Source organism: Bradyrhizobium sp. SYSU BS000235, assembly GCF_049747295.1.
In the GTDB taxonomy this organism is placed as follows: domain Bacteria; phylum Pseudomonadota; class Alphaproteobacteria; order Rhizobiales; family Xanthobacteraceae; genus Afipia.
The window spans coordinates 973,533-998,637 of the sequence record NZ_JBMHJM010000001.1; the positions used below are offsets into that span (position 1 = coordinate 973,533).

The 25,105-nt window shown below is 60.3% G+C and carries 20 protein-coding genes and 1 other RNA gene; 4 read left to right on the plus strand and 17 right to left on the minus strand.

Annotation, left to right across the window (positions count from 1 at the left end; all coding sequences use genetic code 11):
- Positions 1–12 precede the first annotated feature (12 nt).
- Genes ACP0KA_RS04495 through rsmH form a run of 5 tightly spaced genes read right to left on the minus strand, consistent with a single transcriptional unit; the run spans position 13 to position 6,104 of the window.
- Complete coding sequence (locus tag ACP0KA_RS04495) at positions 13–1,452, minus strand: UDP-N-acetylmuramoylalanyl-D-glutamyl-2,6-diaminopimelate--D-alanyl-D-alanine ligase (protein ID WP_424627641.1); 1,440 nt, start codon at positions 1,450–1,452, stop codon at positions 13–15.
- Positions 1,449–2,897, minus strand: a complete 1,449-nt coding sequence (locus ACP0KA_RS04500) for a UDP-N-acetylmuramoyl-L-alanyl-D-glutamate--2,6-diaminopimelate ligase (protein ID WP_424627642.1) — start codon at positions 2,895–2,897, stop codon at positions 1,449–1,451. Before ACP0KA_RS04500 ends, ACP0KA_RS04495 begins: the two co-directional genes overlap by 4 nt.
- Before the next feature lie 47 nt (positions 2,898–2,944).
- The gene (locus tag ACP0KA_RS04505; RefSeq protein WP_424627643.1) at positions 2,945–4,693 is read right to left on the minus strand and encodes a peptidoglycan D,D-transpeptidase FtsI family protein; all 1,749 of its coding nucleotides are present in this window, start codon (positions 4,691–4,693) and stop codon (positions 2,945–2,947) included.
- A complete protein-coding gene (gene ftsL, locus ACP0KA_RS04510) occupies positions 4,690–5,100 on the minus strand; it encodes a cell division protein FtsL (RefSeq protein ID WP_424627644.1) in 411 nt (136 codons plus the stop codon). The genes ACP0KA_RS04505 and ftsL overlap by 4 nt, the downstream gene beginning before the upstream one ends.
- 2 nt (positions 5,101–5,102) lie before the next feature.
- Entirely contained in the window at positions 5,103–6,104 is a 1,002-nt protein-coding gene (gene rsmH / locus ACP0KA_RS04515; protein WP_424627645.1) for a 16S rRNA (cytosine(1402)-N(4))-methyltransferase RsmH, read from the minus strand.
- Positions 6,105–6,620: 516 nt separating this feature from the next.
- Between rsmH and ACP0KA_RS04520 the strand changes: the two genes are divergently transcribed.
- Positions 6,621–7,394 carry an N-acetylmuramoyl-L-alanine amidase gene (locus ACP0KA_RS04520; protein ID WP_424627646.1) on the plus strand — a complete coding sequence of 258 codons (774 nt, stop codon included), beginning with the start codon at positions 6,621–6,623 and terminating at the stop codon, positions 7,392–7,394.
- Positions 7,395–7,408: 14 nt separating this feature from the next.
- On the opposite strand, the gene ACP0KA_RS04525 is transcribed toward ACP0KA_RS04520, so the two are convergent.
- A complete protein-coding gene (locus tag ACP0KA_RS04525) occupies positions 7,409–8,656 on the minus strand; it encodes an RNA polymerase sigma factor (protein ID WP_424627647.1) in 1,248 nt (415 codons plus the stop codon).
- 16 nt (positions 8,657–8,672) lie between these two features.
- On the minus strand, positions 8,673–9,020 hold the full coding sequence (locus tag ACP0KA_RS04530) for a YciI family protein (RefSeq protein ID WP_424627648.1): 348 nt from the start codon (positions 9,018–9,020) through the stop codon (positions 8,673–8,675).
- A 156-nt stretch (positions 9,021–9,176) separates the two neighbouring features.
- Here ACP0KA_RS04530 and rnpB point away from each other — a divergent pair.
- Both rnpB and ACP0KA_RS04540 read left to right on the plus strand, forming a co-directional pair.
- An RNA gene (rnpB, locus tag ACP0KA_RS04535) (RNase P RNA component class A) lies at positions 9,177–9,595 on the plus strand.
- A gap of 237 nt (positions 9,596–9,832) precedes the next feature.
- Positions 9,833–10,732 carry a DMT family transporter gene (locus ACP0KA_RS04540; RefSeq protein WP_424627649.1) on the plus strand — a complete coding sequence of 300 codons (900 nt, stop codon included), beginning with the start codon at positions 9,833–9,835 and terminating at the stop codon, positions 10,730–10,732.
- A 5-nt stretch (positions 10,733–10,737) separates the two neighbouring features.
- Here the strand turns inward: ACP0KA_RS04540 and ACP0KA_RS04545 are convergent, their stop codons facing one another.
- The 9 genes from ACP0KA_RS04545 to ACP0KA_RS04585 all read right to left on the minus strand — a co-directional run bounded on the left by ACP0KA_RS04545 (position 10,738) and on the right by ACP0KA_RS04585 (position 22,616).
- Entirely contained in the window at positions 10,738–12,618 is a 1,881-nt protein-coding gene (locus ACP0KA_RS04545; RefSeq protein WP_424627650.1) for a CHASE2 domain-containing protein, read from the minus strand.
- Between the two features lie 7 nt (positions 12,619–12,625).
- On the minus strand, positions 12,626–13,162 hold the full coding sequence (locus ACP0KA_RS04550; RefSeq protein WP_424627651.1) for a FecR domain-containing protein: 537 nt from the start codon (positions 13,160–13,162) through the stop codon (positions 12,626–12,628).
- A gap of 176 nt (positions 13,163–13,338) precedes the next feature.
- Positions 13,339–15,141, minus strand: a complete 1,803-nt coding sequence (locus ACP0KA_RS04555; RefSeq protein ID WP_424627652.1) for an ABC transporter ATP-binding protein — start codon at positions 15,139–15,141, stop codon at positions 13,339–13,341.
- 424 nt (positions 15,142–15,565) lie between these two features.
- Complete coding sequence (locus ACP0KA_RS04560; RefSeq protein ID WP_424627653.1) at positions 15,566–15,949, minus strand: Zn-ribbon domain-containing OB-fold protein; 384 nt, start codon at positions 15,947–15,949, stop codon at positions 15,566–15,568.
- Positions 15,946–17,082, minus strand: a complete 1,137-nt coding sequence (locus ACP0KA_RS04565) for a thiolase family protein (protein WP_424627654.1) — start codon at positions 17,080–17,082, stop codon at positions 15,946–15,948. Before ACP0KA_RS04565 ends, ACP0KA_RS04560 begins: the two co-directional genes overlap by 4 nt.
- A 39-nt stretch (positions 17,083–17,121) precedes the next feature.
- Complete coding sequence (locus ACP0KA_RS04570; RefSeq protein ID WP_424627655.1) at positions 17,122–18,630, minus strand: MBOAT family O-acyltransferase; 1,509 nt, start codon at positions 18,628–18,630, stop codon at positions 17,122–17,124.
- Positions 18,631–18,641: 11 nt separating this feature from the next.
- Positions 18,642–19,634, minus strand: a complete 993-nt coding sequence (locus ACP0KA_RS04575) for a hypothetical protein (protein ID WP_424627656.1) — start codon at positions 19,632–19,634, stop codon at positions 18,642–18,644.
- Positions 19,635–19,744: 110 nt separating this feature from the next.
- A complete protein-coding gene (locus ACP0KA_RS04580; protein ID WP_424627657.1) occupies positions 19,745–21,331 on the minus strand; it encodes a DHA2 family efflux MFS transporter permease subunit in 1,587 nt (528 codons plus the stop codon).
- Between the two features lie 37 nt (positions 21,332–21,368).
- Entirely contained in the window at positions 21,369–22,616 is a 1,248-nt protein-coding gene (locus ACP0KA_RS04585) for an HlyD family secretion protein (RefSeq protein ID WP_424627658.1), read from the minus strand.
- 168 nt (positions 22,617–22,784) lie between these two features.
- Here ACP0KA_RS04585 and ACP0KA_RS04590 point away from each other — a divergent pair, with 168 nt between their 5' ends.
- Positions 22,785–23,420, plus strand: coding sequence for a TetR/AcrR family transcriptional regulator (locus ACP0KA_RS04590; protein WP_424627659.1), 636 nt, complete (start codon positions 22,785–22,787; stop codon positions 23,418–23,420).
- Between the two features lie 6 nt (positions 23,421–23,426).
- On the opposite strand, the gene ACP0KA_RS04595 is transcribed toward ACP0KA_RS04590, so the two are convergent.
- Entirely contained in the window at positions 23,427–24,632 is a 1,206-nt protein-coding gene (locus ACP0KA_RS04595) for an extensin family protein (RefSeq protein WP_424627660.1), read from the minus strand.
- Positions 24,633–25,105: the final 473 nt, after the last annotated feature.

The following is a 25,105-nucleotide window of genomic DNA, read 5'->3' on the forward strand; positions in this document are numbered from 1 at the left end:
TTTGGCACGACCCTAGACGATTGCGTCGTCAAGGGCGGCCTTTCCTGGGAAACGCTTTTGCAGCGCTGTCACAATTTGCTTCATACGCGAACCAAGTGACCCTTTGACCATAATGGCGTCGCCCACGCCAATCGCTGCCACGACCTGAGCTTCAAGCGCGGCCGAGTGCTCGGCATACCCGCCCTTCTTGCCGGAAGGAAGAGCCTCCCAGAGATGGCGCATCAACGGACCGCAACAAAACACCGCATCGATATTGTTGGCCGTGATCGGCGCGGCGAGAGCGCGATGCAGATCCGGGCCGGTTGGCCCTAATTCGAGCATGTCGCCGAGCACAGCAATGCGCCGGCCGCGCGAACCGACCTCGGCTTGTCCAAGCACGGTAATGGCTGCCGCCATCGAGGCCGGATTGGCATTGTAGCTTTCATCGATCAGGGTGGCCGTGCCATCTGCGAACTCGAGCACATCGCGCACACCACGTCCGGCTGCCGGCGTCATGTTGGACAACGCGATGGCGGATAGCGCGAGGTCGGCTCCTGCGAGCGAGGCTGCCGCAAGCACAGCGAGCGAATTCATCGCCATGTGCCGGCCCGGCACGCCGATCTTGTACGTCACGTCCTGCTTCAGAATCTCGGCATGGACCGCGGAGCATGTGGGATGCAGCGCCACATCGATGAGCCGGGCATCCGCCTTTTTATCAGCCCCGAATGAGATGATGCGCGCGATGCCCGCTTTTTCGGCGTGTTGTTTCAGGCGGGCGAATTGCGAGTTGTCCATATTGAGGACCGCAGCGCCACCCGGCTCAATGCCGGAAAGAATTTCGGCCTTGGCATCCGCGATGGCCTCGATGCCGGAAAAGAATTCCAGATGGACAGGTTCGACCGTGGTGATGATGGCAACATGTGGCCGCACCATCTTCACCAAGGGCTCGATTTCGCCTGCATGGTTCATACCGATCTCGAAGATCGCGAATTTGACCGATGACGGACACCGCGCCAGCGACAGCGGCACACCCCAATGATTGTTGAACGAGGCGACCGAGGCGTGGGTTTCGCCCTGCGCACTGAACACCGTGCGCAACGCTTCCTTGGTTGACGTCTTGCCGACCGAGCCTGTCACCGCGATGATCTTGGCACCGAGCCGCGTACGGGCTGCATGCGCGAGATCAACGAGACCAGCCAACACATCCGGCACCACCAGCAGCGGTAAGCCGTCGGCAAATTTCGCGCGATGCGTTTCCGCAATGACGGCCAGGCCTGCACCGTTTTTCAAAGCCACTTCGACAAAATCATGCCCGTCGTGCACGTCGCCCTTGATCGCGAAGTAAGCCTCGCCCGGCTTCACGGTGCGGCTGTCGATGGAAATACCCGAGATCGAATCCGGCAGCCCGCCGCAGCGGGCGGCACGCATCGCGCCTGCCATCGCGGAACTTGTCCAGAGCGCTTGGTTCGTCATGCGGCATGCTCCGCCAGAGCCGCCGCTGCGGCTTCATGATCACTGAATGGCAACACTTTATCTCCGACGATCTGGCCCGTCTCGTGCCCTTTGCCCGCGATGAGAAGAGCATCGCCTTTCTGAAGACCTGCAATCGCCGTGCGGATGGCCTCGGTACGATCGCCAATCTCCCTTGCGCCTCTTGCGGCCGCCATGATCGCAGCGCGGATCGATGCAGGATTTTCCGAACGCGGGTTGTCGTCGGTGACGATCACAGCGTCGGCGTTTTCCGCAGCAATCGCTCCCATGAGCGGCCGCTTGCCAATATCACGATCGCCGCCCGCCCCGAACACAACGACGAGCCGATGGCTGGCGTAAGGGCGCAAGGCTTCGAGGGCTTTGGCCAGCGCGTCCGGCTTGTGCGCATAATCGACAAAAACGGGGGCGCCATTACGTTCGCCGACCAGTTCGAGCCGGCCCGGCGCGCCTTCAAGATGTTCAATGGCAGCAAACACCGCATCGGCGTCTCCGCCGGTTGCGAGCGCGAGACCGGCAGCCACGAGAGAATTTTCGATCTGAAATTCACCGACCAGCGGCAGGCGCAGGGCCCGTCTCCGCCCGTCATGCTCGATTGTCAGCTTCTGTGCAAAGCCATCGATCGCTGCATCGATCAGACGGATGCCGTCGCCTCTCCGGCCAACATTGATCATACGCAGTTTGCGCGCGCGCGCAGCCTCCTGGACGGCCTGCGAATGGTCATGATCAGCCGCAATCACCGCTGCGCCACCATCAACGATCAAATCCGTGAACAGCCGCAGCTTCGCCGCGAGATAGTGCTGCACCGTCGGATGATAATCCATGTGATCACGCGACAGGTTCGTGAAAGCACCCGCGTTGATGCGCACGCCGTCGAGCCGATGCTGGTCGAGCCCGTGAGACGATGCCTCAAGCGCCAGATGGGTGACGCCTTCGCCGGCCAGTTCGTCAAGCGAACGATGCAGCGCAACCGGATCGGGTGTCGTCAGCGAGCCATAAACAGTGCGCTTCGGCGACACCAGGCCGATGGTGCCGATGCTGGCCGAAGCATAGCCGAGACGCAGCCAGATCTGGCGCGTGAATGCAGCGACGGATGTCTTGCCGCTGGTGCCCGTCACTGCGGCAATCGTCTGCGGCTGGCGCGGATAAAATCTGGCAGCGGCCAGCGCCAGCGCGCGACGCGGATTGGACACGGCAATGAACGGCACCCGCTCATCATCCACGGGGCGATGATCGCTCACGACAACTGCCGCGCCCGAGGCAATTGCCTGATCAATGAACCGCGCGCCGTCCGTTTTGACGCCGGCCAGCGCAAAGAAAACGTCGCCGGGTTTCACCGCACGGCTGTCAACGGCGATCCCGCTGACCGCGACATCGTTGTGTCGCGCGTCAACCACGGCATCCCCGCTGAAAAGGTCGCGCAGTTTCATGTTACCCCAGTGTCCGGGCGGCCAGCGCAAAAATACGCCCAGAGCGCTTACCGGCTATCCTTCGATGTCGCAAGAATAAGGCGGTCGGACGGCGGCAAATCGAACCGGGGCGTGATTCCCAGGAGCGGCGCGATCCGCTCGATCACCTTGCCCCCGGTCGGCACCGCGTTCCAGCCCGACGTGATGAAACCGTGGGTTTCCGGCAGGGCTTGCGGCTCATCCAGCATAATCAGAAGCTGGTACCGCGGATTATCCGCTGGGAGAATGGCCGTGAACGAGTTCAGCACCCGCTTTTTGGCATAGCGGCCGTTGATGACCTTTTCAGCGGTGCCGGTCTTGCCGCCGATGTAATAGCCTTTGACGTCGGCCTTTCGCGCGGTGCCGACCTCGGCATTGAGGCGCATCAGGAAGCGCATTTTTTCGCTGGTATCGGAGCGGATGACGCGCTTGGCGACAGCCATTGCTTCCTTCTCAGAGCGCTTGAGGAAGGTCGGCGGGATGAGATAGCCGCCGTTTGCCAGCGCGTTGATGCCCATCACGGCCTGAAGGGGTGCGACAGCGATACCGTGCCCGAACGAAATGGTCACAGTGTTCAATTCACCCCAGCGGCGTGGCACCAATGGTGAGGCGCTTTCCGGCAGTTCGGTGCGCAGCCGCACCAATTGCCCCATCTTGCCGAGGAACGCCTTATGCGCCTCCACGCCCTGCGCCAGCGCGATGCGCGCGGCGCCGACGTTCGACGAGTACGTAAAGACCTCTTTCGTGCTGATGAAGCGGCCCAGCGGATGATCGTCATGGATCTTGAACTTGCCGTAGTGCAGCGGCCCGCGGGCATCCCACATCGAATTGAGCGTGGCTTTTCCGGAATCCAGCGCCATTGCCAGCGTGAACGCCTTGAAGGTCGACCCCATCTCGTAGACGCCGGTGGTCAGGCGGTTGATGCGATCCGGGTCATTGGCTTCACGCGGATTGTTGGGATCAAAATCCGGCAAAGAGACCATCGCCACCACTTCGCCTGTGTGCACATCGCTCACGATGCCGGAGGCGGCCTTGGCATGGAACTTGTCCTTGGCCTTCATCAGTTCGTCACGCAGGGCGTGCTCAACGCGCAAATCGACCGACAGTTGAACCGGTTCCTGCTGCCGATCCGTGGCGAAGCCTGCACGGTGCAGGTCAGCAAGGCCGTTGCTGTCCAGCCATTTCTCGATACCGGCGATGCCCTGGTTATCGACGTTGACCAGACCGATCAGATGCGAGACTTCGGCCCCGGTCGGATAAACGCGCTTGTTTTCACGCAGGAAGCCAATGCCGGGAATGCCGAGACGATAAATGTCCTTTTGCTGTTGCGGCGTGATTTCGCGCTTCAGCCAGACGAAGCCTTTCTTCGATGACAGGCGGTCGCGCACCTCGCCGGCATCGAGGTCCGGCAGCGTCGCGGTGAGGAGTTCGATGGCCTCGTCCTTGTCGATGATCCGGCGCGGCTCACCGAATAACGATGGGGTCTTGACGTCAGTGGCGAGGATCGCGCCGTTGCGGTCGACGATATCCGGGCGCGCCGTCGCAATGGCATCCTGCGCGGCCGTCCTGCGTGTGCCATGACTGTCGCCCACCACCGCGAACATCACGAGACGTCCCGCGATGATCGTAAAGACAGCAGCGAATGCGATCATCGCGAGGCCGACGCGCGCGCGCGCCTTCGCGGAGCGATCAACATTACGTCCATAGAGCAGCGTGCGAATAAGCCGCTGCCGCCAGGGCTCCGTCGGGCGTGCGGTTTGCAGAGCGTGATCCGTCAACGCTTGCCTCCCGGTGATGGGATCGAACCCGTGATGGTGTCCCGATCACGATCGTTGCCCACGAGAGCTTCCTGATCGACACTCTCGATCATAGAACCGATCGGGTCGGGATCACCCGGCTTCACGAAGCTCGGCGGACGCGGCGGCAGATTCTTCAAGGAGTCGTATTGGGTCGCCTGGATCGGCTGCAATGTCAGATGGCGTGAGGCAAGGCCTTGCAGGCGGGCCGGCGCTTCCAGCTTGGCCCATTCCGCACGAAGCGATGCGATCGCATCGCGCTGCGCACGGATATCCGCACGGAGCCGCAGCACCTTCTCGGTGCGCACGGTAGAGTCCATCTTGATGCGGTAGACATAGGCTGCCGCGAAGACCAGCGCGCAGATGACAAAGAGGTGGACGATCCGCATGATCAGCCTCCTCTCATCACGTCGGCCAGTTGCGGCCAGTCGAATGTTGCAGTCTCGGAATGGGCGGGTGCCGCAGTGCGCACCGCAGCGCGCAGTTTCGCCGAGCGCGAGCGCGGATTGGTCTCTACCTCCTCATCATCGGCGACAACCGGCCGCTTGGTGAGAATGTCGAAGCTTGGCGCGACCTGATCGACCTCAGGCAGATGCCGGGACCCGCCGCCTCGCCGGCCACGCTCATTGAGGAAATTCTTGACGATACGATCCTCGAGCGAATGGAAAGAGACGACAACCAGCCGGCCGCCGGGTTTCAGCATCTGCTCTGCACCGACCAGCGCGGCGTGCAGTTCATCCAGCTCTTCGTTGACGAATATGCGCAGCGCCTGGAACGTGCGCGTGGCAGGGTGGATGTCGTTCGGTTTGCTTCGCACCACCCGCGCCACGATATCGGCAAGCGCGCGCGTGGTTGTGATCGGAGCTTCGCGACGTGCGGCCACGATCGCCCGCGCGACGGCGCGCGAATGTCGCTCTTCGCCGAAGATATAAATAATGTTGGCGAGATCGGTCTCGGACGCCTTCGCAATCACGTCGGCGGCCGTCGGACCATCCTGCCCCATCCGCATGTCGAGAGGACCATTGAAACGGAACGAGAAGCCACGTTCCGACTGGTCAAGCTGCATGGACGACACACCGACGTCCATGACGATGCCGTCGACCGTGCTCAGCCCCTGTGCGTTGCAAACGTCAGCCAGATTGGAGAAGCGGTCTTCCACCAGTGTCAATCGGCCATTGGACTGGTCAACCAGGTCAAACCCGCCGGCAATCGCCGTCCGGTCGCGGTCGATCGCAATCACCCGGGTGCCCGGAACCTTGAGAATGGCTCGACTATAGCCGCCCGCCCCGAACGTCGCGTCGACATAGGTCCCGCCATCACGGGGAGCGAGGTAGTCCACAGCGTCGCGGCCAAGGACCGGGACGTGGCGAACAGGCTCATGATCGGACGCCATATCAAAGCCCTCGCGGCGAAATTGGGTCGCATGCCATCCAGGCGCAACAAAGCGCTCGCCGGCGTCCCGTCCCGACAATCCCAGGCTTGCTCGTTGGCTGGCCCAGATCGTTCTGAACGCGGAGGTGCTCGCGATAACTCGTCGCAAATTGGAGGTTCCGCATGGGATTCTATGGCCAGCCATGAGGTTTTGCGCACCGAAGAACTTCAGCCGCCCAATTCCTGACGCGGCTCTTCAATCCTCCAGTAGCGGCAGTTATCGTTAAGGAATCGTTGACGACACGAATTGAGTTTTTCACAATGATTTGGCGCAACCGTGCCATGCACACTGCCCTGTGGGGAAACGCGCCCCGACGTGGTTCGGTGGATTGAATTGGAACCGCGTTGGCGGTTCATTGCCGGAACGTGCCCTTACTCTTGCCTGCTTTGGGTTCTCAAAATGACTCAAGGATCGTTTGCGTCTGTTGGATTTGATTCGAAGCGTCAGCGTCCCTTTCCAATAGGATTTCAAGCTGACATGCAGAGTTTTGTGCCGGATTCGTCCGTCGTCTCGACCGTCACACCCTCGCCGAATTACGGGGAACGCAAGGGCATCACGTCCCCTGACATGATCGTCCTGCATTATACGGGCATGGCCGATGCGGCCGGTGCTCTTGTGCGGCTATGCACCCCCGGCACGGAAGTCTCCGCACATTATGTCGTGCTCGAAGATGGGAACATCGTGCAATGCGTCAGGGAAGCTGCCCGGGCCTGGCACGCCGGCACGTCATCATGGGTCGGAGACTCCGACGTCAACTCGCGGTCGATCGGCATCGAGATCGTCAACCGCGGTCATGACCTTGGCTATCCGGATTTCCCTTTGCGGCAGATCGCTGCGGTGATCGCGCTATGCAAAGGCATTATGCTGCGCCGGAATATTCCCAAGCATCGCGTTGTTGGACATTCCGACGTTGCCCCCGGCCGCAAAAAGGATCCCGGCGAGAAGTTCCCGTGGCGCCTTCTTGCAGATTCCGGCGTCGGGCTTTGGGTCGAACCGACGGCGATCGTTCGCAGCGAGCACAAGATGTTGGGCGCCAGTGGCGATGAAGTCCTGGCGATGCAACGCAAGCTCGCAAGCTTCGGATATGGCGTACCGCTCTCCGGCCAGTACGACGGTCCGACAATGGACGTGGTCGCAGCATTCCAGCGCCACTTCCGGCCCGAGCGCGTGGACGGCATCGCCGACTACTCGACATTGACGACACTCGACGATCTGCTCGCAGCGCTTCCGAAAGAAATCGTGACAGCCTGATCGCCGTCACCTTCTCAATTGAGCTCGGACAACCGCCGGAGATAAAGCCGGCGCAGCGGTTCAAGTTTGGTTGCTTCAAGCGCCTGCGCATAGGCGGCGCGCGCTTCATCAACCCGCTTCAGCCGCCGAAACAGATCCGCCCTGACGGCTGGTAATAAAGTATAGCCGGACAACGCGCCGCGCGCGTCGAGTGCATCAACCAGTTCCAATGCCTTCGCCGGTCCGTCGACCATGGAAATGGCAGCGGCGTGATTCAGCTCGACCACAGGCGATGGCGCAATCCGCATCAGCACCGCATAAAGTCCCGCGATCTGCGGCCAGTCGGTCTCTGCAAAGCTTGGTGCACGCGCGTGCAGCGCTGCGATGGCACCCTGAACCGCATAGGGATCTGGCCGGCCCGGGACCGACAACGCGTTCTCGACCAACTGCAACCCTTCCGCGATCTGGGCCTGATCCCAGCGTGAGCGGTCCTGATGCTCAAGCAGCACGATATCGCCGTCGCTCGTCTCCCGGCTGGATCGCCGCGCATCGTGCAGCAACATCAGACCGAGCAAACCTCCGATGCCAGTGTGTCCCTCGATGAGCTGAGCGAGCAAACGGCACAGCCGGATTGCCTCACGCGCAAGGTCGAGACGCATAAGGCCTTCGCCTGATGTCGCAGAATAACCCTCGTTGAAAACAAGATAGACCACCGTGAGGGCCCCGCGGAGACGTGACTCAAGTTGCTCGCGCTGCGGCACCTCGTATGGAATTCCCGCGATGCGGATTTTCTCCTTGGCTCGCACAAGACGCCGGGCCATGGCATCCTCGCTGATCAGAAACGCACGTGCGATTTCGGACGTCGACAGACCGCAAATTGTTTTCAGCGTCAGCGCTACCTGTGCTTCGAGCGCGAAAGCGGGATGGCAACAGGTGAAGATCAGTCGCAGCGCGTCGTCATTCAGCGCAACGTCCTGACCAGCCTCGTCCACGAGTGGCTCGAGGACATGAGACAGTTCGGTTTCATGAATGATCTGGTCCTGTTTGGCGCGAAAATTCGCCTGACGGCGAATACGGTCAATCGCCCTGTTGCGCCCGACATTGACCAGCCACGCCCGCGGATTCAAAGGCACGCCTTCAACCGGCCAGCGTTGAAGCGCAACAGCAAACGATTCCTGCAGCATGTCTTCGGCGAGGTCGAAATCCCGCACGAGACGGATCAGCGTCGCGAGCGCGCGCCCCGACTCGTCGCGGAATATTTTTTCGACCTCGACCGGCGACATCTGACTTCCGCGTCAGTTACATCTGATAAACTGGCCGGACCTCGATGGAGCCCAACCTCGCCGCCGGCACTCGTGCCGCGATTCCAAGCGCCGTATCGAGATCCTTGGCCTCGATCATGTAGTACCCGCTCAGTTGCTCGTAGGTTTCAGCAAACGGTCCATCGGTCGTCAGTGTCTTACCATCCCGCACCCTCACCGTCGTCGCCATGCTGGCTGGATGCAGCCTGTCGCCTCCCTTGAAGTGCCCACTTTGGATGATCGACTGGGTGAATGTGCCGAACTCCGCGGTCATGCTCTTGGCCTCCGCTTCGGTCATCTTTGCGACCTCGTCTTCGTTTCGATAGATCATCAACAAATACTGCATCTTAGCCACTCCCTGGACTGAACCGGCGACATCCGCCGTTCCCTCAGACGAACGGCCTGCCCGCGGAACGACATCTTCAGGATAATTTATTTTACCCTGTAGATCGTCCAGCAATTGGCTTGACGCGCCGAGCCGGAACGATCATGTCCTCATGCGTCAGTCGGCCGGACGGCCGCTCCGGCAAGGATCGAAAGGTCGCCGGGGAGGAAAGTCCGGGCTCCATCGACATACGGTGCCGGATAACGTCCGGCGGGGGCGACCCCAGGGAAAGTGCCACAGAGACTGAACCGCCCTGTCTTCGGATCGGGTAAGGGTGAAAAGGTGCGGTAAGAGCGCACCGCGTTTCCGGCAACGGAGACGGCATGGCAAACCACACCGGGAGCAAAACCGAATAGGGACGGCAGCGCGGAAAGTTCGCTCTCGGGCGATAACTCCGCAGGGCGATGTCAGGCTCGCTGTCCGGGTAGGTTGCTTGAGGCGCAGGGTAACTTGTGTCCCAGAGGAATGGCCGTCACGTCTGTCTGGTGCGAACCATTCAGGCCCTACAGAACCCGGCTTACAGGCTGGCTGATACCTGCTAGACGCGCGATCTGTGAATGGATCGAGCGACACAACGAGGGGTTCGGCGTAACACGCCGGACCCCTCGCCAGTTCAAGCAGTCCCTCATCATCCTGAGCGCCGCGGATTTGAAATTCTTCCGGTTGAAGCCGCAAGCCTGTGCGAACTTCGGAATCGGGACACTCGCTCGTCATTCCTGCCATACGGTGTTGGCTATCGGGCTCGCCCCGCAAAGCAGGTACGGTCATGCGACATGACCTCGACAACGACGCTCTCGACCCCGTCCTCCCGTGAACCGCTTGGCCTGTTTCTTGGCTTTATCGGCGTTGCCATCTTCGCCGGCACGCTGCCAGCCACACGCATCGCCGTCTCCGCAATCGATCCCCTCGCTCTCACCGCGTGGCGGACGGCGATCGCCGGTCTATGTGCGCTCGCATTGCTGGTCGTCCTTCGGCGCCCCCTGCCGCCACGCCGCCTCTGGCTCCAGCTTGTCGTCACCATGGTTTGCGTCGTCATGTCGTTCCCATTTTTGATGGCAGTCGCGATGCAGAGCGTCGATGCCTCGCATGGTGGTGTTGTCCTTGGAATCCTGCCCATCGCCACCGCATTCGTTGCGGTTCTCGTCACGCATGAACGGCCGAAACCGCTGTTCTGGATTGCATCCGCCATGGGCGCAGCATTGGTCATCATCTTTGCGCTGCGTCAGGGCGGCGGTGCGTTATCGATCGGGGACGTCTTGTTGTTTGTGGCCGTTGCGACGGCCGCGATTGGCTACGCCTTCTCCGGACGGCTGACGGCATCGATGCCGGGCTGGGAAGTGATCAGTTGGGTGCTGGTGATCGCATTGCCGATTTCCTTGCCGGCTGCGGCGCTGACCATGCCTGCGGATACCGCCGGCATCCCGCTTAAGCCGTGGCTTGCGCTGCTTTACGTTGCGCTTTTCTCGCAATGGATCGGCTTCTTCGCCTGGAATGCCGGAATGGCGATGGGCGGCATCGCACGCGTGTCGCAAACGCAGTTGCTGCAACCCTTCATCACGTTTGTGCTGGCGGCCTTGTTCAACGGGGAAGAGATCACACTGCAGATTTTGCTCTTTGCCGCAGCGGTGGTTGCCACAGTCGCGATCAGTTCACGCGTTCGCGTCCGGAGTTAGCCCGTCTAGCCGATCTCGCAGCCGGGAAGATTATCACTGTCCCAAAAATGGATCGTCAGCAGACCGGATCGACCACGGATGTCGGTTTGAACAGGATCGCTCAAACTACCGGATACGAGCAGCGCATTGTCCGGACCTGCTGCACGAAGCAGATCATCGCTTAACGCAAGTTCGACACCCCGTTTGGCGGCGACCTCCATCAACCGGCTGGCAACGTTCACTGTATCTCCCGTCGCCGTGATGTGTTGATAGCTTCCGCCGCCAAGCCGTGAGGCGACGATCGTCCCAAAATGCGCCCCGACTTTGAAGCCGATGCGTGCAGCGGTGGATGATGGCAGCGAAGCGAGCCATTTTTCGGTACCATGACAGAGATCGACGCAGCAACGCACCGCATTGGCCGCGTCCTCAGCCTTCGGCTCCGGCAATCCAAACAGAATCATGGCGCCATCGCCCATGAAACTCGTGATCACGCCGCCGCTCGCAACAGCTTCCCTGTCGATCAATGCGTGAAACGATTTCAACAATTCGCGTGTGTCGTTCGGCGCCAGCGTTTCAGTGAGGGCCGTGAAGCCCGACAGATCGATAAACACGACCCCTGCGTTTTGCTGTCTAGGCTCCGCGAGAAAATCCGGATGTAGGGTCAACCATTCGCGCACGATCGGCGCCTGGAATTGCTGCAACAGGTCGCTTTTCGTTGCGAAATACTGCGCACGTCTTCGATCCTGCCAAATCTGCACCCCGCCAAACAACACGGCTGGAGGAATAGCCGCCGCCATGGGAAGCGCCGCGCTCATCCAAATGCCGCGCGAGAAGGCAACGAAGTTGACCACGCACCAAAAGAGGACGGCCGCAGCGATCGTGATCAAGCCAAGCGCACTGCGGCGCCAGGCAAGCAGCCCGACGATCAGCATCGGCAATCCGACCGCAATCCCCGCATCGACAAGCCGCACCGAGCGGTCTCGTACAATTCCATCACCCGTCATGATCTGTGAGATCGCGGTGGAGACCACTTCCACTCCGGGCAACACGGAATCGAACGGTGTCGGGAAAACATCGCCGCCACCGGTGACCGTCGCCCCGATCACAACTATCCGATCACGGACAACATCGCTTGCGAGCTGATCATTCAACACCGCCGCGGCGCTGACCGTCCGTATGGTGCCGCGCGGACCGTAAAACGTCAGGGGCAGCACATGGCTGACATCGGTGCGGATGGAGCGGCCTGCCAACGTCAGGCGGTTGGCTTCGATGCCGGGGTCCGCGGCTGCCGCAAGTGTCGCCACACGCAGCGGCAAAGATGCTTCGACGCGATCGCCGGCCCTGAAAAACATTGGAACGAAGCGAGGCGTTCCGCTCCGGTCGGTCGCGACATTCACAACCCCGACAGCAGCATGGTCCGAGAATCTTTGCAGCGGCAATAGAAACCGATCCGCGCTCGGCACGCCGGCAAGCGGCCGCTCTTTGTCACCGCTGATCCACTGCTTGCCTTCGCCAAATACGGCGGCGCCCGCAATCACGCTCGCCGTCTGTCCGAGGGACTGCTCAAGCGCCCGATCCCCTGCTTCCGAACCCGGATCGACGAACAACAGATCAACCACGATCACCTTCGGATCAAATCGCGCAATCCTGTCGATGATTTTCGCGAGTGCGGCGCGCGGAAGCGGATAACCGCCCTGCTCGCGAACCACCTCGTCATCGATGGCAACAATGGTGACAAGATCGGGGGCGGGAATTTTCCCCCGCACGACCGTCCGTAGATCGGTCATCGTCGCTTCGATGCGATCGAGAAACCACGCGTCGCCACGCACATGGATGAAGCTTAGACCTGCGCCCCACAGGCCTGCCAACACAAGTGCGGTGAGTGTTTGAAGCGTCCTTCTGCTCATCCTGTCCTTACTGGCCGAGCCGCGCCAGCAATGCGGCGGCTCGCTGTGGCGGCCAGCGCTTGACCGTCAATGGGCCAGTCCCGGTGTCCACATCGACTCCTTCGCCGGGACCGAGGGTCACACCCCGGCCCGCTGAGAGCCTTCTGACAGCAACGTTGCCTCTGACAACAAAGACGGACGTTTTCCCTGCCCCCACATCGACGGCCCATTTCGTGCCACGCACAGCAGCGATGGCCTGTGGCGTGATCACCTGAAAGCCGGCCCTGCCCCGCGCCTTCGGCGCATCAACTAGGATAGCCTTGTTTCCAACACTCGCTCCATCGACCCGGCCATTCTTGTCACGGTCGAGAAGCGTGTATTGAGCGCCGCCTTCAGCAACAATCGTAACATTGGGTTCACAGCGCAAGGTCTGCCGCCCCGTCAGCACGTTTGGCTCCATGACGCAGCCTGCACCGACCGGCTGTGCGAAAGCATCACCCATCCAGGATAGGCCGAGAAAAGCACCGCAAAAGAGATAAAGAAAAGCCCTGCCCGCCGACAACATGATGATGCTCCTTTGACATGCGCCGGACTCACTTGGCGCCGGAAAATCCGAATTCAATTTCCGAGATTGAGAGCAATAAGCGGCTTTTTATAGCTGGAATAAGGCGTGCACCCAGGCACAAAAACGGGGTGCGCCAGCGACGCACCCCGTTAATCTTAGGTGTAAACGGCGTCACATTACTCTGCCGCGAGCATTCGGTCCAAATCGAGCACCTGCCGTTCGAACAGGGCGCGGTAGATACCACCCGGACGCTGGGCGAGGGTCGTATGCGTACCTTCCTCGACGATCCGGCCACGATCGAACACCAGGATCCGATCCATGCTCCGCACCGTCGACAGCCGATGCGCGATCACAATCGCGGTACGGCCCTGGATCAGACGATCCATCGCCTCCTGGACCAGTGCTTCCGATTCCGAGTCGAGGCTCGATGTGGCCTCGTCCAGGATCAGGATCGGCGCATCCGCAAGGAATGCGCGCGCCAGTGCCACGCGCTGACGCTCGCCGCCCGACAGCTTCACTCCGCGCTCGCCGACAAGCGTGTCGTAACGCTTGGGCAAACGCATGACAAAATCATGCGCATTGGCGAGACGCGCAGCCTCCTCGATCTGCGCCAGGCTCGCGCCGGGCCGTCCATACGCGATGTTCTCGGCCAGCGAGCGGTGAAACAGGATCGGCTCCTGCTGCACGATGGCGATCTGACTGCGCAGCGACTCCTGCGTCGCCTTCGCGACATCCTGCCCATCAATCAGGATGCGGCCGCCAGTCGCATCGTACAGACGCTGAACGAGCTTGACGAAGGTGGTCTTGCCCGAGCCCGAGCGTCCCACAAGGCCAACCCGCTCGCCTGGTTTGATGTTGACCGACAACCGGTCGTAAAGCGGCGTGTCGTGGCCACGATAGTGAAACGTCACATCATCGAACACGATGTTGCCCCCGGCGACCTTGATCGGTGCTGCATCAGGAGCATCGGCGATGCCGATCGCCTCATCGTGGATGGCAACCAGTTCCTCCATGTCGTTCACCGAACGTTGCAGATGGTTGATGTGCATACCAATGTCGGCGAGATAACCGTGGATCACGAAATAGCTCGTCAGCACATAGGCAACGTCACCAGCCGACGCGCGCCCCGCGGTCCAGAGCAGCAGTGCACCGCCGATCACCGTCACGCGCACACCGAGAAGCACGGCCAGTTGTGCCGTCCCCACATAGTTGTAACGGAACCACGTACGGTTGGCGCGCCGCCGCCACTTGCCGAGGACGCCGGCCAGCCGCTCGTCTTCGCGCATCTCGGCGCCGAAGGACTTGACCACGGCGTTGCAGGTCAACGCATCCGCCAGCGTGGCCCCGACTTTGGTGTCCCAGGCATTCGAGAGACGTCCTGCCGGCGCGATATGACGCGTCGTCAGCAGCACGGTCATGATGATATAGAGAACCGAGCCGATGGCGATGGCGACGCCCAGAATGGGCCAGAACCAGGCCAGAAGAAGCGTCGACCCCAGCAACACGACAAGCGACGGCAGCAACGCCATCAAGAGCGTGTCGTTGAGCAGATCGATTGCCCACATGCCGCGCGTAATTTTTCGCACGGTGGATCCGGCAAACGTGTTGGCGTGCCAATCCGTCGAAAAGCGCTGCACGCGCAGGAATGCGTTCCGCGCCACATCGGACATGATGCGCAACGTGAATGGCACGATGGCCTGCAAACCCATGAAGTGCAGCAGCATCGAGACGAAGCCCAATCCGACAATGATGCCGAATGCCGTCATCGCGCCATGCTGTGCAGCTGCCATGTCGGTCGCGCCAAGCGTAACGGCATCGACCAAACGGCCTGCGAACAGGGGCATGAAAACGTCGGCGACCGTTGCGCCGGCCAAGCCGATGCAAACGATTGATCCGCGCAATGGCTGGTTGCGCCAGTGCTGAAACACGAATGGAAGCACCGCGCGAATGGCGGCCTGCTTTTTATGAGAATAAGTCATCGTTCTTTCCGGGCACGACAGCGTTGCCCGGCTCCATGTCGATCGACGGGGCGCCGGCGTCGCCGCGCGCTGACGTCGTGAATAAGTTTCGCGGTGTGGAAATAATCAGGGACCCGGCGCGACAGCCCGGCCCAGATCAGCTTCATCCAGCTTGAATTCGTGCGATCATGCTTGCGAATGAATGGCGAATACGAACGTCGCCAAATCAGGCAGACAAGTCACCCAAAGGTGCGGGCGCGGCTGAAGATACGCGGGGTCGCGATCAACGCATTTTTGCAATCCATGCGAATCCTCCCGCGTTACAAACAATGCAGATTGCACCGTGCGATCCGCTGATGAATATTTATGCAATAATTGCGGCAAATTTTTAGCCGCGAGACTTACGGATGTGTGCGGCTGGAGGCCGCATATATGAATTTTTTTATTACGTTTTCTTGACAACGTGAGGCGCCAGCACACCGGCGAACGGGCGGAATTGCGTCACGATCTTGTCGCCAATGACCAACTCATTGTCGCCATGCGCCATCATGCGGAAGCCCTCTTCCATATCGACGAGCACAATGGCGTAAGGCACATGCGCTTTCGCTTCCGGCGTCGCCGCACGGCACACAATGGTCGCCGCATAAACTTCTCCACTACCGCTTGCGCGCCTGGTTTGCGGCTCCTGCGCTCCGCAAGACGGACAGAACGCCCGGCGGAAGTACCAGACGTGACGGCAGGCATCGCACGATTGATAGAGAACGGCCTCGGCCCCTTCGGTCCAATCGGCGAGCGCGGTTGCGTTGGTCATCGCAGCTGCTTCAGTCATGATATCCGTTCCAGAAACATGCTGACATGGGATGACATCACCCCACCATCCCCATGCAACAATGCGATGGACGCATCACGCACCTGACGCGGTCCTGCACGCTCCGTCATCTGCAGATGCGTTTCGATGACATGAGCCATTGCACCACCGCAACCGCAATGGCCGTAGCTCAGTAGCCCCCCATGCGTGTTCAGCGGCAGCGCTCCGTTGACACCGAAATCACCATTGCGCGCGCGGGCGGCGCCCTCGCCCCGGCCGGCAAGCCCGAGCTCTTCCAATAAAACCGTCAGGGTAATTGTAAAGCTGTCGTAGATGGCAGCGTATTTCACATCGCTGATGGCGATTCCGGACTTCGCGCGGGCGCGTTCGACTGCTACCGCAGCTCCGAACTCCGTGAGCGTCCTGGCCGCGCTGACATGCTGATGCATGTGCGCTTGCCCGCATCCGGTGATCTTGACGCGACGCGCGTTGGTCGGATCGCGGCTGACAACAAGCGCAGCCCCCCCGTCCGAAACCGGGCAACAATCCAGCAGTTTGAGCGGCGTCGAGATTTCGCGCGAGGCCATCACGTCTTCGACCGTGATCGGGTCGTGAAACTGCGCCCCGGGATGGGCAATCGCGTGCTTGCGCATCAGCACGGCGAATTCCGCAAGATCCTCGGGACGAAGGCCGTATTCGTGCATGTAGCGCGATGCGATCAGACCGTAATAGGCCGGGATCGTCGGTCCCAGCGGCACCTCGAATTGCGGATGGCCAACCTGCGCCAGCGCCTGCATCGCGGAATCCCGGCTTTGACCCGTCAGGCGGTTCTCTCCCGCAACCACCAGGATATTGTTCGCGACGCCTGCATCGACCAGTTCATGGGCCAGCATCACCATCGCAAGCCCGGTGGCGCCGCCAACCTGAATGGCATGCGCATAAGCCGGCTGCACCCCGAAATGCTCGGCAAACACCGTTGCCAGCATCAGGTGCTGCATGGTGGTGGAATAGCCACACAGCAGGCCGTCGATGTCTTTTCGCTTCAGTTCGGCGTCGGAGAGCGCGCTTTCAGCTGCCATGCTCATCAGATCGATGGTCGAGCGGCCGTCATGGCGCCCGAACGGCGTCAGCCCGACGCCAGTGATGAAACTCATCGCCACTCCCGTTTATTGTTGATGCATTGTTTCCAGATTTCAGAACTGAAAGTAAAGGAATTCCATGCGTTGCCACATGCCAAACAGTGAGATCGCGAAGGCAACCGCGACGAGACCAGCCCAGATCGCATCAGGCCGCCATCGAATGAGGGTCGTCGTTTCCGGCAAGCGGTGGTACTCGCGGTAGCGGAAGATCTCAGGCACGTTCGGCAGGAAAAGGGCGATCAGAAAAGCTGCGGTCACGGCGCATGCGCAGATCCACAAGGAAGCCTCTGCACCAACCAGAATTGGCAGGTTTAACACACGCACCACGCCGGACGGCACAAATGGAGCGTGCTCGGCCTGCAGCCCGAACAATCCCGTCAACGCTCGCCATGCACCGCCAATGGTCGACGCCCGGAAAAATATCCATGCGACGGCCACGGCGGAGAAAGTAAGCAGCCATGAAACGAATTGGGAGAAAGGTAGGCGCAGTTCCGCAGGCCGCTTTTCGGGATCACCGCGCATCGCACGCCACACGTGGGCGATACCCAGGTAAGCACCATGCAAACCGCCCCAAATCAGGAAATTCCACCCCGCCCCATGCCATAGCCCGCCGAGCAGCATCGTGATCATCAGGTTGAGATAGCGACGCACCTCGCCAAGCCGGTTTCCGCCCAGCGGAATGTACAAATAGTCCCGCAGAAAGCGCGACAGCGTAATGTGCCAGCGCCGCCAAAAATCGATGATCGAGGTTGCCTTGTAAGGAGAGCGGAAGTTCACCGGCAGGCGAATTCCGAACATCAGTGCCAAACCGACAGCCATGTCGGAATAACCCGAGAAATCGAAATAGATCTGCATCGTATACGCCAGGATCGCCAGCCAGGCCCACTCCGGCGCGACACCTCCGCCGGCATCGAGATGCGCAAACACCGGTGTGGCGAATTGTGCAAGGTTATCGGCGACAATGACCTTTTTGAATAAGCCAGCGACAAAGATCGAGAACCCGCGCGCACAAAGCATCGCCGATCGGCCGGTCCGCCCCCGTTTGAACTGCGGGATCATCTCGGCGTGATGCACGAGCGGCCCGGCGATCAGGTGCGGAAAAAACGAGACGAACAGAACGTAGCTGACGATGTCGCGCTCGACCTTTGCGCCGCGCATCACATCGACGAGATAGGCGATCTGCTGGAACGTGAAAAATGAAATGCCGAGGGGCAACACAATCTCGGCGAACGGCACATGCATCCCTGTTAGTGCGTTCAGGCTGCCGAGTAGGAAATTGGTGTACTTGAAATAGCACAGCGCAGCGAGATTGATGGTGACGCCAATCATGCCGACGTTGCGACGCCGGCGCGGGTCATCCATCAGCAGGCCGAGGGAAAAATTCAGGGCGATCGATGCCAGAAACAGTAGCAGATAGACCGGACGCCAGGCACCATAGAAGAACAGCGACGCACAGAGCAGCACGAGAATGCCGGCTCGAGGTGAGTGTCGCCGTGCAGCGGCAAACGCCAGCAGCACCACCGGCAGGAAATTAAAAACAAAGGCAAACGAGCTGAACAGCATGGCGCGATGGGTTACCGTTTGAGCTGTTCGACGAGATAGCGGGTATAAATCGGGACGCCGGTGGCGTTGACGTGCATCTCGTCAGCGAAGTTTTCGGGCCTCAGATCCGGCACACTGGGAATGTTCAGAACCTCGAATCCGCAGCGCGCGCCATCCCGGGTCACCAACTCGACGATCTCGGATTCTCGCTCCCGCCACTCCGGATCGGAACTGCGGTCATAACGCGCGGCCCAAGGCGGAATGACAACCGTGAGCTTGCGCGATAGTTTTGCGAGATCGCAGAGCGCCTTGGTTTCATATCGAGCTCGAGCGCCCGATATATTCCAGTTGGCATAGTGCGGATGATTTCCTAGCCGGGCGGCCCATTTACCCTCGGCCTGGGTATGGGAAATATACGTGAGCCCGTAATTTGCAGGCTGCGGAGCGGTTTCCGCCAGCCGCTCCTGCTGGGCGAGCCGTGCGTCAAAGGCTTCACGGATGTAACGGATCAATGTTCCGATCCGTAGCGGCAAGTACGACACCAATTGCTCACCAACACTGAGCCGAGCGGCCACATCCTGAGGATAAACTCCGGCTGAACGTACGCCATCGTTGAAAATGAACGGCGCGACGCTAATAACCACGTGCGCCTTGGCGAAAACGTCTGGCGCCAGCCGTGCTGCCCCGAGTACCGCCAGCGGTTCTCCTGCATCGTAGCCAATGTTGATGGCATAGCCTGGCTTCTGACTCAGCAGTTGAGCAGCCAGGACAGGATCAACGCCATAAGCGGTGCGGCTTTCCCCTGCAAAGATCAATTCGGGATTGGTTTTGAGCAGAGGGAGCTTGACCGCCAGCAAGCGCGGGATGTCAACATGGGTGCGATTGGCGACAACCAGCAGGATCGCCAGACCCCCAATCCACGCCACCACGGACAGCACCAATGTAGCAACAATCCAGCGCGCTGACGCCGTGGACGCCTCGCGCCGGACAAGCAAATCAGAGATTCTGGCGATCGTCCTAGCCATGTCACCGTTCAAGCATGAACGATCCGTGCAGACAATACGATCTGCTTGCTTTGAGGCAGGAGGTCAATTCAGAGACGCGTGAGGACGACGTGGTAGCCGGCGCCGGACACTCAATGCGCGTCAGGCGGTGGCCCGGCCATATTAGGCTTGTTGACAAAGATCACCAGCGCGGTGAGCCCCAGATAGAAGACCGTCAGCACAAAGAACGCATCACCAAAGCTCATGACTACCGCCTGGCGATGGACAATCTGGGAAAGCTGCTTCAGAGCCATCATCGATGCATTGCCGGCGCCCTGAAACTTCTGCGTCAGCATGTTGAGAAGTTCGGTCGCGGTGGCGTTCCCCCAGGTTACCTTCTCCTGCAGGCGCACGATATGCAGGTCAGTGCGCGTATCAAGCACGCTGTTGATGATCGCTAAGCCCACTGCGCCGCCGAGGTTGCGCGTAAGATTAAACAATCCCGAGGCGTTCTTCATCCGGGACGGCGGTAAGGTGCCCAAGGCAATATTGTTGACGGGGATCATCGCCATCATGATGCCCACACCGCGCAAGATCTGCGGCACCAGCAATTCATAGAAATCGAAATCGCGGGTGATCCACGTCATTTGCCACGAGCCGATGGCGAAGATGATCAGTCCCGCCGCAATCATGTAGCGCAGATCGACCTTGGTCATCAGCCGCCCGACGAGCGGCGCGGTGAGGAACATCGCCGCACCCGAGACGAACATGGTCTCGCCGATCATCACGGCGCTGTACCCCCGCACTTCAGCAAGGTAGCGCGGATAGATGTATGTCAGGCCGTAGAGGCCGATACCGACACAGAAGGAGAAAATGCTGCCGATCGCGAAGTTCTTGTCCGTGAACGCGCGAATATCGACGATCGGCTCCTCCGCCGTGAGGACGCGATAAAAGAAGAAAATAGCCGAGACAGCACAGACGATTCCGAACACGAACACCGATGTGTCGTCAAACCAATCGTATTGCGGTCCTTCCTCAAGGACATATTCCAGCGCGCCGAGGAAGCCGGCCATCGACAGCAGGCCCCACCAGTCGAACCTCTCAAGCAGCGCGAAGTTCGGCTTGTCGAAATCAACCAATGCCAAGACGCCAATGGTGATGCCGACGCCCGGCAGCACATTGATGAAAAACAGCCAGTGCCACGACATCAAATCCGTAATCAGGCCACCGACGGTCGGGCCGATGGTCGGCGCCAAGGTTGCGACCAGACCAATGATCGGCGTGACCAGCGGCATCTTGCTGCGTGGAAAAATAGTATAGGCAGACGCAAACACTGTCGGGATCATGCCGGCGCCCAGAAAGCCCTGGATAGCGCGCCACACGATCATCTGTTCAATGGTCGAGGCGAACCCGCACATGAAGCTCGCACCGGTGAACCCGGAGGCGGAAATTGCAAACAGCAATCGCGTACCGAATGCGCGTGACAGAAATCCCGACAACGGAATCGCGATCACTTCCGCGATCAGGTAAGCGGTTTGCACCCACGAGACCTCGCTGGAGCTCGCAGAGAGACCGGCCTGAATGTCGGAGAGAGACGCCGAGACGATCTGGATATCCAGGATCGACATGAACATCCCGAACACCATGATCAGGAACGCGAACAGCCGCCGTGAGCTCAACGTCTCCGGCGGACCTGCGTCCTGGGCACCAGCGGTCGGCGATGCTGCACTCGCGGACATCGAACGTTCCTAAATCCGTCTTACAAAGATCGAATGACTACCGCGCCGCGATCGGATCGATACCGTCGGGGTTCGGTTTGGTGTTGATTGTGGTGACCACTGACATCCCGGGACGCAGCAAGTTTTCGCGGGCAACCGAAAATGGCACGCGGATACGTACCGGCACTCGTTGAACGATCTTGGTGAAGTTGCCGGTCGCGTTGTCCGGCGGCAGCAGCGTGAAGACGGAGCCTGATGCCGGTGCAAGGCTGTCGACAATTCCCATGATCGTCCGCCCGCCGACGCCATCCACAGTAATCGAGACGGGCTGCCCCGGCCTCAGACGACCGAGTTGCGTTTCCTTGTAGTTGGCATCGATATAGACATCATCGAGCGGTACGACGTTGGCTAGCCGTTGGCCTGGCTGCACGAAGTCGCCGACATTGACCAGACGATTGGAGAAAATGCCGTCCACCGGTGCACGCACTTCGGTAAACGACAGATCACGAACGGCCTTCGCCAGCGCCGCGCGCAATTCCTGCAATGTCCCTTCGGCTTCCGCCTTTTGCGCCTTGATTACGTCGACTTGAGTCTGCGCCGCTTCTAGCGTTGCCTTCGCGGCTTCAACCGCAGCCACTGCCTGATCGCGCGCGGCTTGCGAGACGTCGAAGGTCGCCTTCGAGGCAAATCCCTTGGCGCTCAATTCTTCCTGACGAACAAAGTCAGCCTGCGCGCGTTTGGTCGCGGCCTCCGCCGACACGAGCTGCGCCTTGGCCTGATCGACTGCGCTTTGCTGTGCGCTCTCCTGACGGCCAATGCGTTCAATCGTGGCCTGCTGGGTTGCGATCTTCGCGCGCGCGTTTTCGACAGCAAGCCGATAATCGCCATCGTCGATCTGGAACAGAATGTTACCCGCACCGACGCGTTTGTTGTCCGCGATCCCGATCTTGGCGATGTGCCCCGCGACCTTCGCGCCCAGCGTGGTGTTGTTGGCGCGAACGTAAGCGTCGTCGGTGCTGATCATGTAGCGGCCGACAAAGATGTAGTGGATGCCGAAGTAGATCAGAGCGAGCGCAGCCAGCGCGCCAACACCGATAATAATTTTCTTGCGCTTTGCCGACTTCGGCTTCGCAGCTGCGCCGTCTGCGGCAGGAGCCGTTGTTGCAGGGACCTCGGCGGTTCGACGCGCAGACGGTCCTTCGTTCTGCACCAGGGGCTCGACGTCCTGTGCGACACGCGGATTGCCCTCAGACATCTGCGGCTCCGGGTGAACCACCCGGGGAGTTTCACGAGCAGGCACGGCCATCCTTTGGCTTCCTCAATACTGCCTGCCCATGGCAAGCACCTCAGCATGCGTCAAAGCTATCATTGACCGAACCGTTCGGTCAATGATAGCTTGCATCACAAGCCATTTATCGGTGAGATAGCTTCTAAATCGTGCTCGGAAGCGAGAAATCAGGCTCAGTCTAAACGAATGGTTGCAAATCCCTCCCTGCCCCCCCATCCCGAGGAAGACAGCGCCAAGCGCCGCCAGATCCTGGAAGGCGCCCATCGCGTGTTCATGGACCTCGGCTTTGACGGCGCCAGCATGGGGGAGATCGCTCGCGCAGCGGGCGTTTCCAAGGGTACGCTTTACGTCTACTTCGCCGACAAGTTCAGGCTGTTCGAAGCCATCGTCGAGCAGGAAAGCCTTGAACAGGGCAAGGCGACTTTCGACTTCGACCCGGCAAAAGATCCGGAGACGATCCTCGGCAATTTCGGCCGGGCGTATATCGACGTCCTGTGCCGGCCGGGTGGCGGTTCATCGATTCGAACGGTGATGGCGATTGCTGAGCGCATGCCCGAGGTCGGCCGCCGCTTCTACGAACGCGTGCTTGCCCACACCATCAATCGTCTCGCGGGCTATCTCGAGGTCAAAGTTCGAGAGAAGAAGCTCGCTATCGACAATTGCGAGCTGGCTGCTGCGCAGTTCATGCAGATGTGCCAGTCCACGTTGTTTCAGCCGTATATTTTCCAGGCGAAGCCCGCGCCCTCACCGCAGCAGATTGCGACTGTCGTTGACAGCGCCACGCGCATGTTTCTTGCGAATTACGGACCAAAACTCACGTAATCGAAGTTAGTCGCGCTCTTTGATGCGCGACTCGTCCTCAATCGTTTCCTGATCGTCCTTGGTCAGCGGTCCGCGCGCATAGATGCGACGCGATCGTTGGCCGATCGAACCAGTGATCCCGTTGTCACGCCCCGCATAGCCACGCGAGAACGCCCGCGAGGCGATTTCTTCGCCGGAGACTGCTGCCGGCTGACAAATAATGCGCCGGCTTGCGCGCCGCATCAGATCGACGTGAATGTGATCGTAGTGGTAGACGTTCGATCCCGGCGCCAACACGGTGTTGAACAACTGGCATGCACCGCCCTGGACATCACGCAGGAAGCCCTGCTCTTCGGGCAGTCCTTTCCAACCATCCTTCACCGAAATGCGGCGCCCGTCGGCAAGCGTAAACGCCGCGACGTCGAGCGCGTTGCCAAACGCATGCTCGGAAATATGCGCACGCGGATTGCCGTTCATGCCGCGGCAGGAATAAGCCGAGATCTGCTTGATTTCGACAACCCGCGAACCGAACCAACGCTCTGCGGCGGGCTGCACCGATTCTGCCAGCCAGCGATCGAGCATCGAGACAATTGGACATGCCAGTGTCGCGGTCGGCTTCAAGGCCACCGGACCGACAGCATTGACGGGCGCTCCCTGCGGACCGAGCCGCGGCGGCGCGGAGGACTGAAAAGCGGGGCTGACGGAGTAAGGCTGCGCGCCGGATGGCGCGCGGCTCATCGCAGGCGATGCACCTTCCGCTCCCGCGGCAATGTCTTCGTCATCGGAGGGCGCAACGCCGGGCGCATTCAATGACATCGGTGCGCCAGATGACGCCGGATAGCCAGCGTTCGGCCCGCTCCTCGGTGACGGATAGCCGGAGGGCGGCGAATAAGCGGGCTGTGAGTACGATGGCGATGGCTGCGAGATAGGCCAGCGCGGCTGATTGCCGATACTTGCGGGTGGCCGCAGATCGTCGGCGTAACCCAGGTTGCTGCTGGGCTCGCCGAGCGCCGCAACCTTGAGCGGAAACTCCGCGCCGCAAACACCTGGACCGGAAATGGGATCAATGCGGACGAGTTCCGCAGTCTCTTTCACCGACCCGGATTTTAGACATGCCTTCTCGGCCTCTGCTCTCCAGGGCTCGCGCTCCGCCGTGAAAAAACCACGACCGCAGCCAGCCAACGAGACGAGGACAAGGGAGCCGACCAGATACAAACAAACTCCACGCGCCATTCATGCAAGTTCACCGAAGATAATTAAAGACTTCTCAACGCATTGTTATTCAATGATTTTTAACCACGTTGGCGCCGTTGCCCCGAGACGGAACCGCGATCGGGCAGCGAGCCTGACTTTTTCACATCGGAACGGCTCGCCATTTCTCACGTTACAGCGACAAGCGATGTCAATTCGCGACCCGTCAGCTGAGAAAGCTTTCCTTCAGCTGGCGGTCTTCAGGGAGTTGTCTGATGACAATGGTCCGAACAGTAAGCGTTGCGACTGCATATGCGTCGATCCTGTTCGTCGCCGCGATCGTGCTGGGACTGCTCTAGCACTTGCGACGCTGTCGACGCTCGTTTCATCACTCGCCCAGATCGATCGTGATGCCGTGATCACGCGCGATCAATTGATGGTGTGAGTTACCAGCGGGTGTCTCTTCCAATAAAATGGAGATAGAATCGAAGATGCGCGACCCATTGCGCATAAGG

Excerpts from the sequence above, each read along its gene's own strand:
- ACP0KA_RS04495 (WP_424627641.1), bottom strand. The coding sequence starts at position 1,452 with ATGACGAACCAAGCGCTCTGGACAAGTTCCGCGATGGCAGGCGCGATG.
- ACP0KA_RS04500 (WP_424627642.1), bottom strand. The coding sequence starts at position 2,897 with ATGAAACTGCGCGACCTTTTCAGCGGGGATGCCGTGGTTGACGCGCGA.
- ftsL (WP_424627644.1), bottom strand. The coding sequence starts at position 5,100 with ATGCGGATCGTCCACCTCTTTGTCATCTGCGCGCTGGTCTTCGCGGCA.
- rsmH (WP_424627645.1), bottom strand. The coding sequence starts at position 6,104 with ATGGCGTCCGATCATGAGCCTGTTCGCCACGTCCCGGTCCTTGGCCGC.
- ACP0KA_RS04520 (WP_424627646.1), top strand. The coding sequence starts at position 6,621 with ATGCAGAGTTTTGTGCCGGATTCGTCCGTCGTCTCGACCGTCACACCC.
- ACP0KA_RS04525 (WP_424627647.1), bottom strand. The coding sequence starts at position 8,656 with ATGTCGCCGGTCGAGGTCGAAAAAATATTCCGCGACGAGTCGGGGCGC.
- ACP0KA_RS04530 (WP_424627648.1), bottom strand. The coding sequence starts at position 9,020 with ATGCAGTATTTGTTGATGATCTATCGAAACGAAGACGAGGTCGCAAAG.
- ACP0KA_RS04540 (WP_424627649.1), top strand. The coding sequence starts at position 9,833 with ATGACCTCGACAACGACGCTCTCGACCCCGTCCTCCCGTGAACCGCTT.
- ACP0KA_RS04545 (WP_424627650.1), bottom strand. The coding sequence starts at position 12,618 with ATGAGCAGAAGGACGCTTCAAACACTCACCGCACTTGTGTTGGCAGGC.
- ACP0KA_RS04550 (WP_424627651.1), bottom strand. The coding sequence starts at position 13,162 with ATGTTGTCGGCGGGCAGGGCTTTTCTTTATCTCTTTTGCGGTGCTTTT.
- ACP0KA_RS04555 (WP_424627652.1), bottom strand. The coding sequence starts at position 15,141 with ATGACTTATTCTCATAAAAAGCAGGCCGCCATTCGCGCGGTGCTTCCA.
- ACP0KA_RS04560 (WP_424627653.1), bottom strand. The coding sequence starts at position 15,949 with ATGACTGAAGCAGCTGCGATGACCAACGCAACCGCGCTCGCCGATTGG.
- ACP0KA_RS04565 (WP_424627654.1), bottom strand. The coding sequence starts at position 17,082 with ATGAGTTTCATCACTGGCGTCGGGCTGACGCCGTTCGGGCGCCATGAC.
- ACP0KA_RS04570 (WP_424627655.1), bottom strand. The coding sequence starts at position 18,630 with ATGCTGTTCAGCTCGTTTGCCTTTGTTTTTAATTTCCTGCCGGTGGTG.
- ACP0KA_RS04575 (WP_424627656.1), bottom strand. The coding sequence starts at position 19,634 with ATGGCTAGGACGATCGCCAGAATCTCTGATTTGCTTGTCCGGCGCGAG.
- ACP0KA_RS04580 (WP_424627657.1), bottom strand. The coding sequence starts at position 21,331 with ATGTCCGCGAGTGCAGCATCGCCGACCGCTGGTGCCCAGGACGCAGGT.
- ACP0KA_RS04585 (WP_424627658.1), bottom strand. The coding sequence starts at position 22,616 with ATGGCCGTGCCTGCTCGTGAAACTCCCCGGGTGGTTCACCCGGAGCCG.
- ACP0KA_RS04590 (WP_424627659.1), top strand. The coding sequence starts at position 22,785 with ATGGTTGCAAATCCCTCCCTGCCCCCCCATCCCGAGGAAGACAGCGCC.
- ACP0KA_RS04595 (WP_424627660.1), bottom strand. The coding sequence starts at position 24,632 with ATGGCGCGTGGAGTTTGTTTGTATCTGGTCGGCTCCCTTGTCCTCGTC.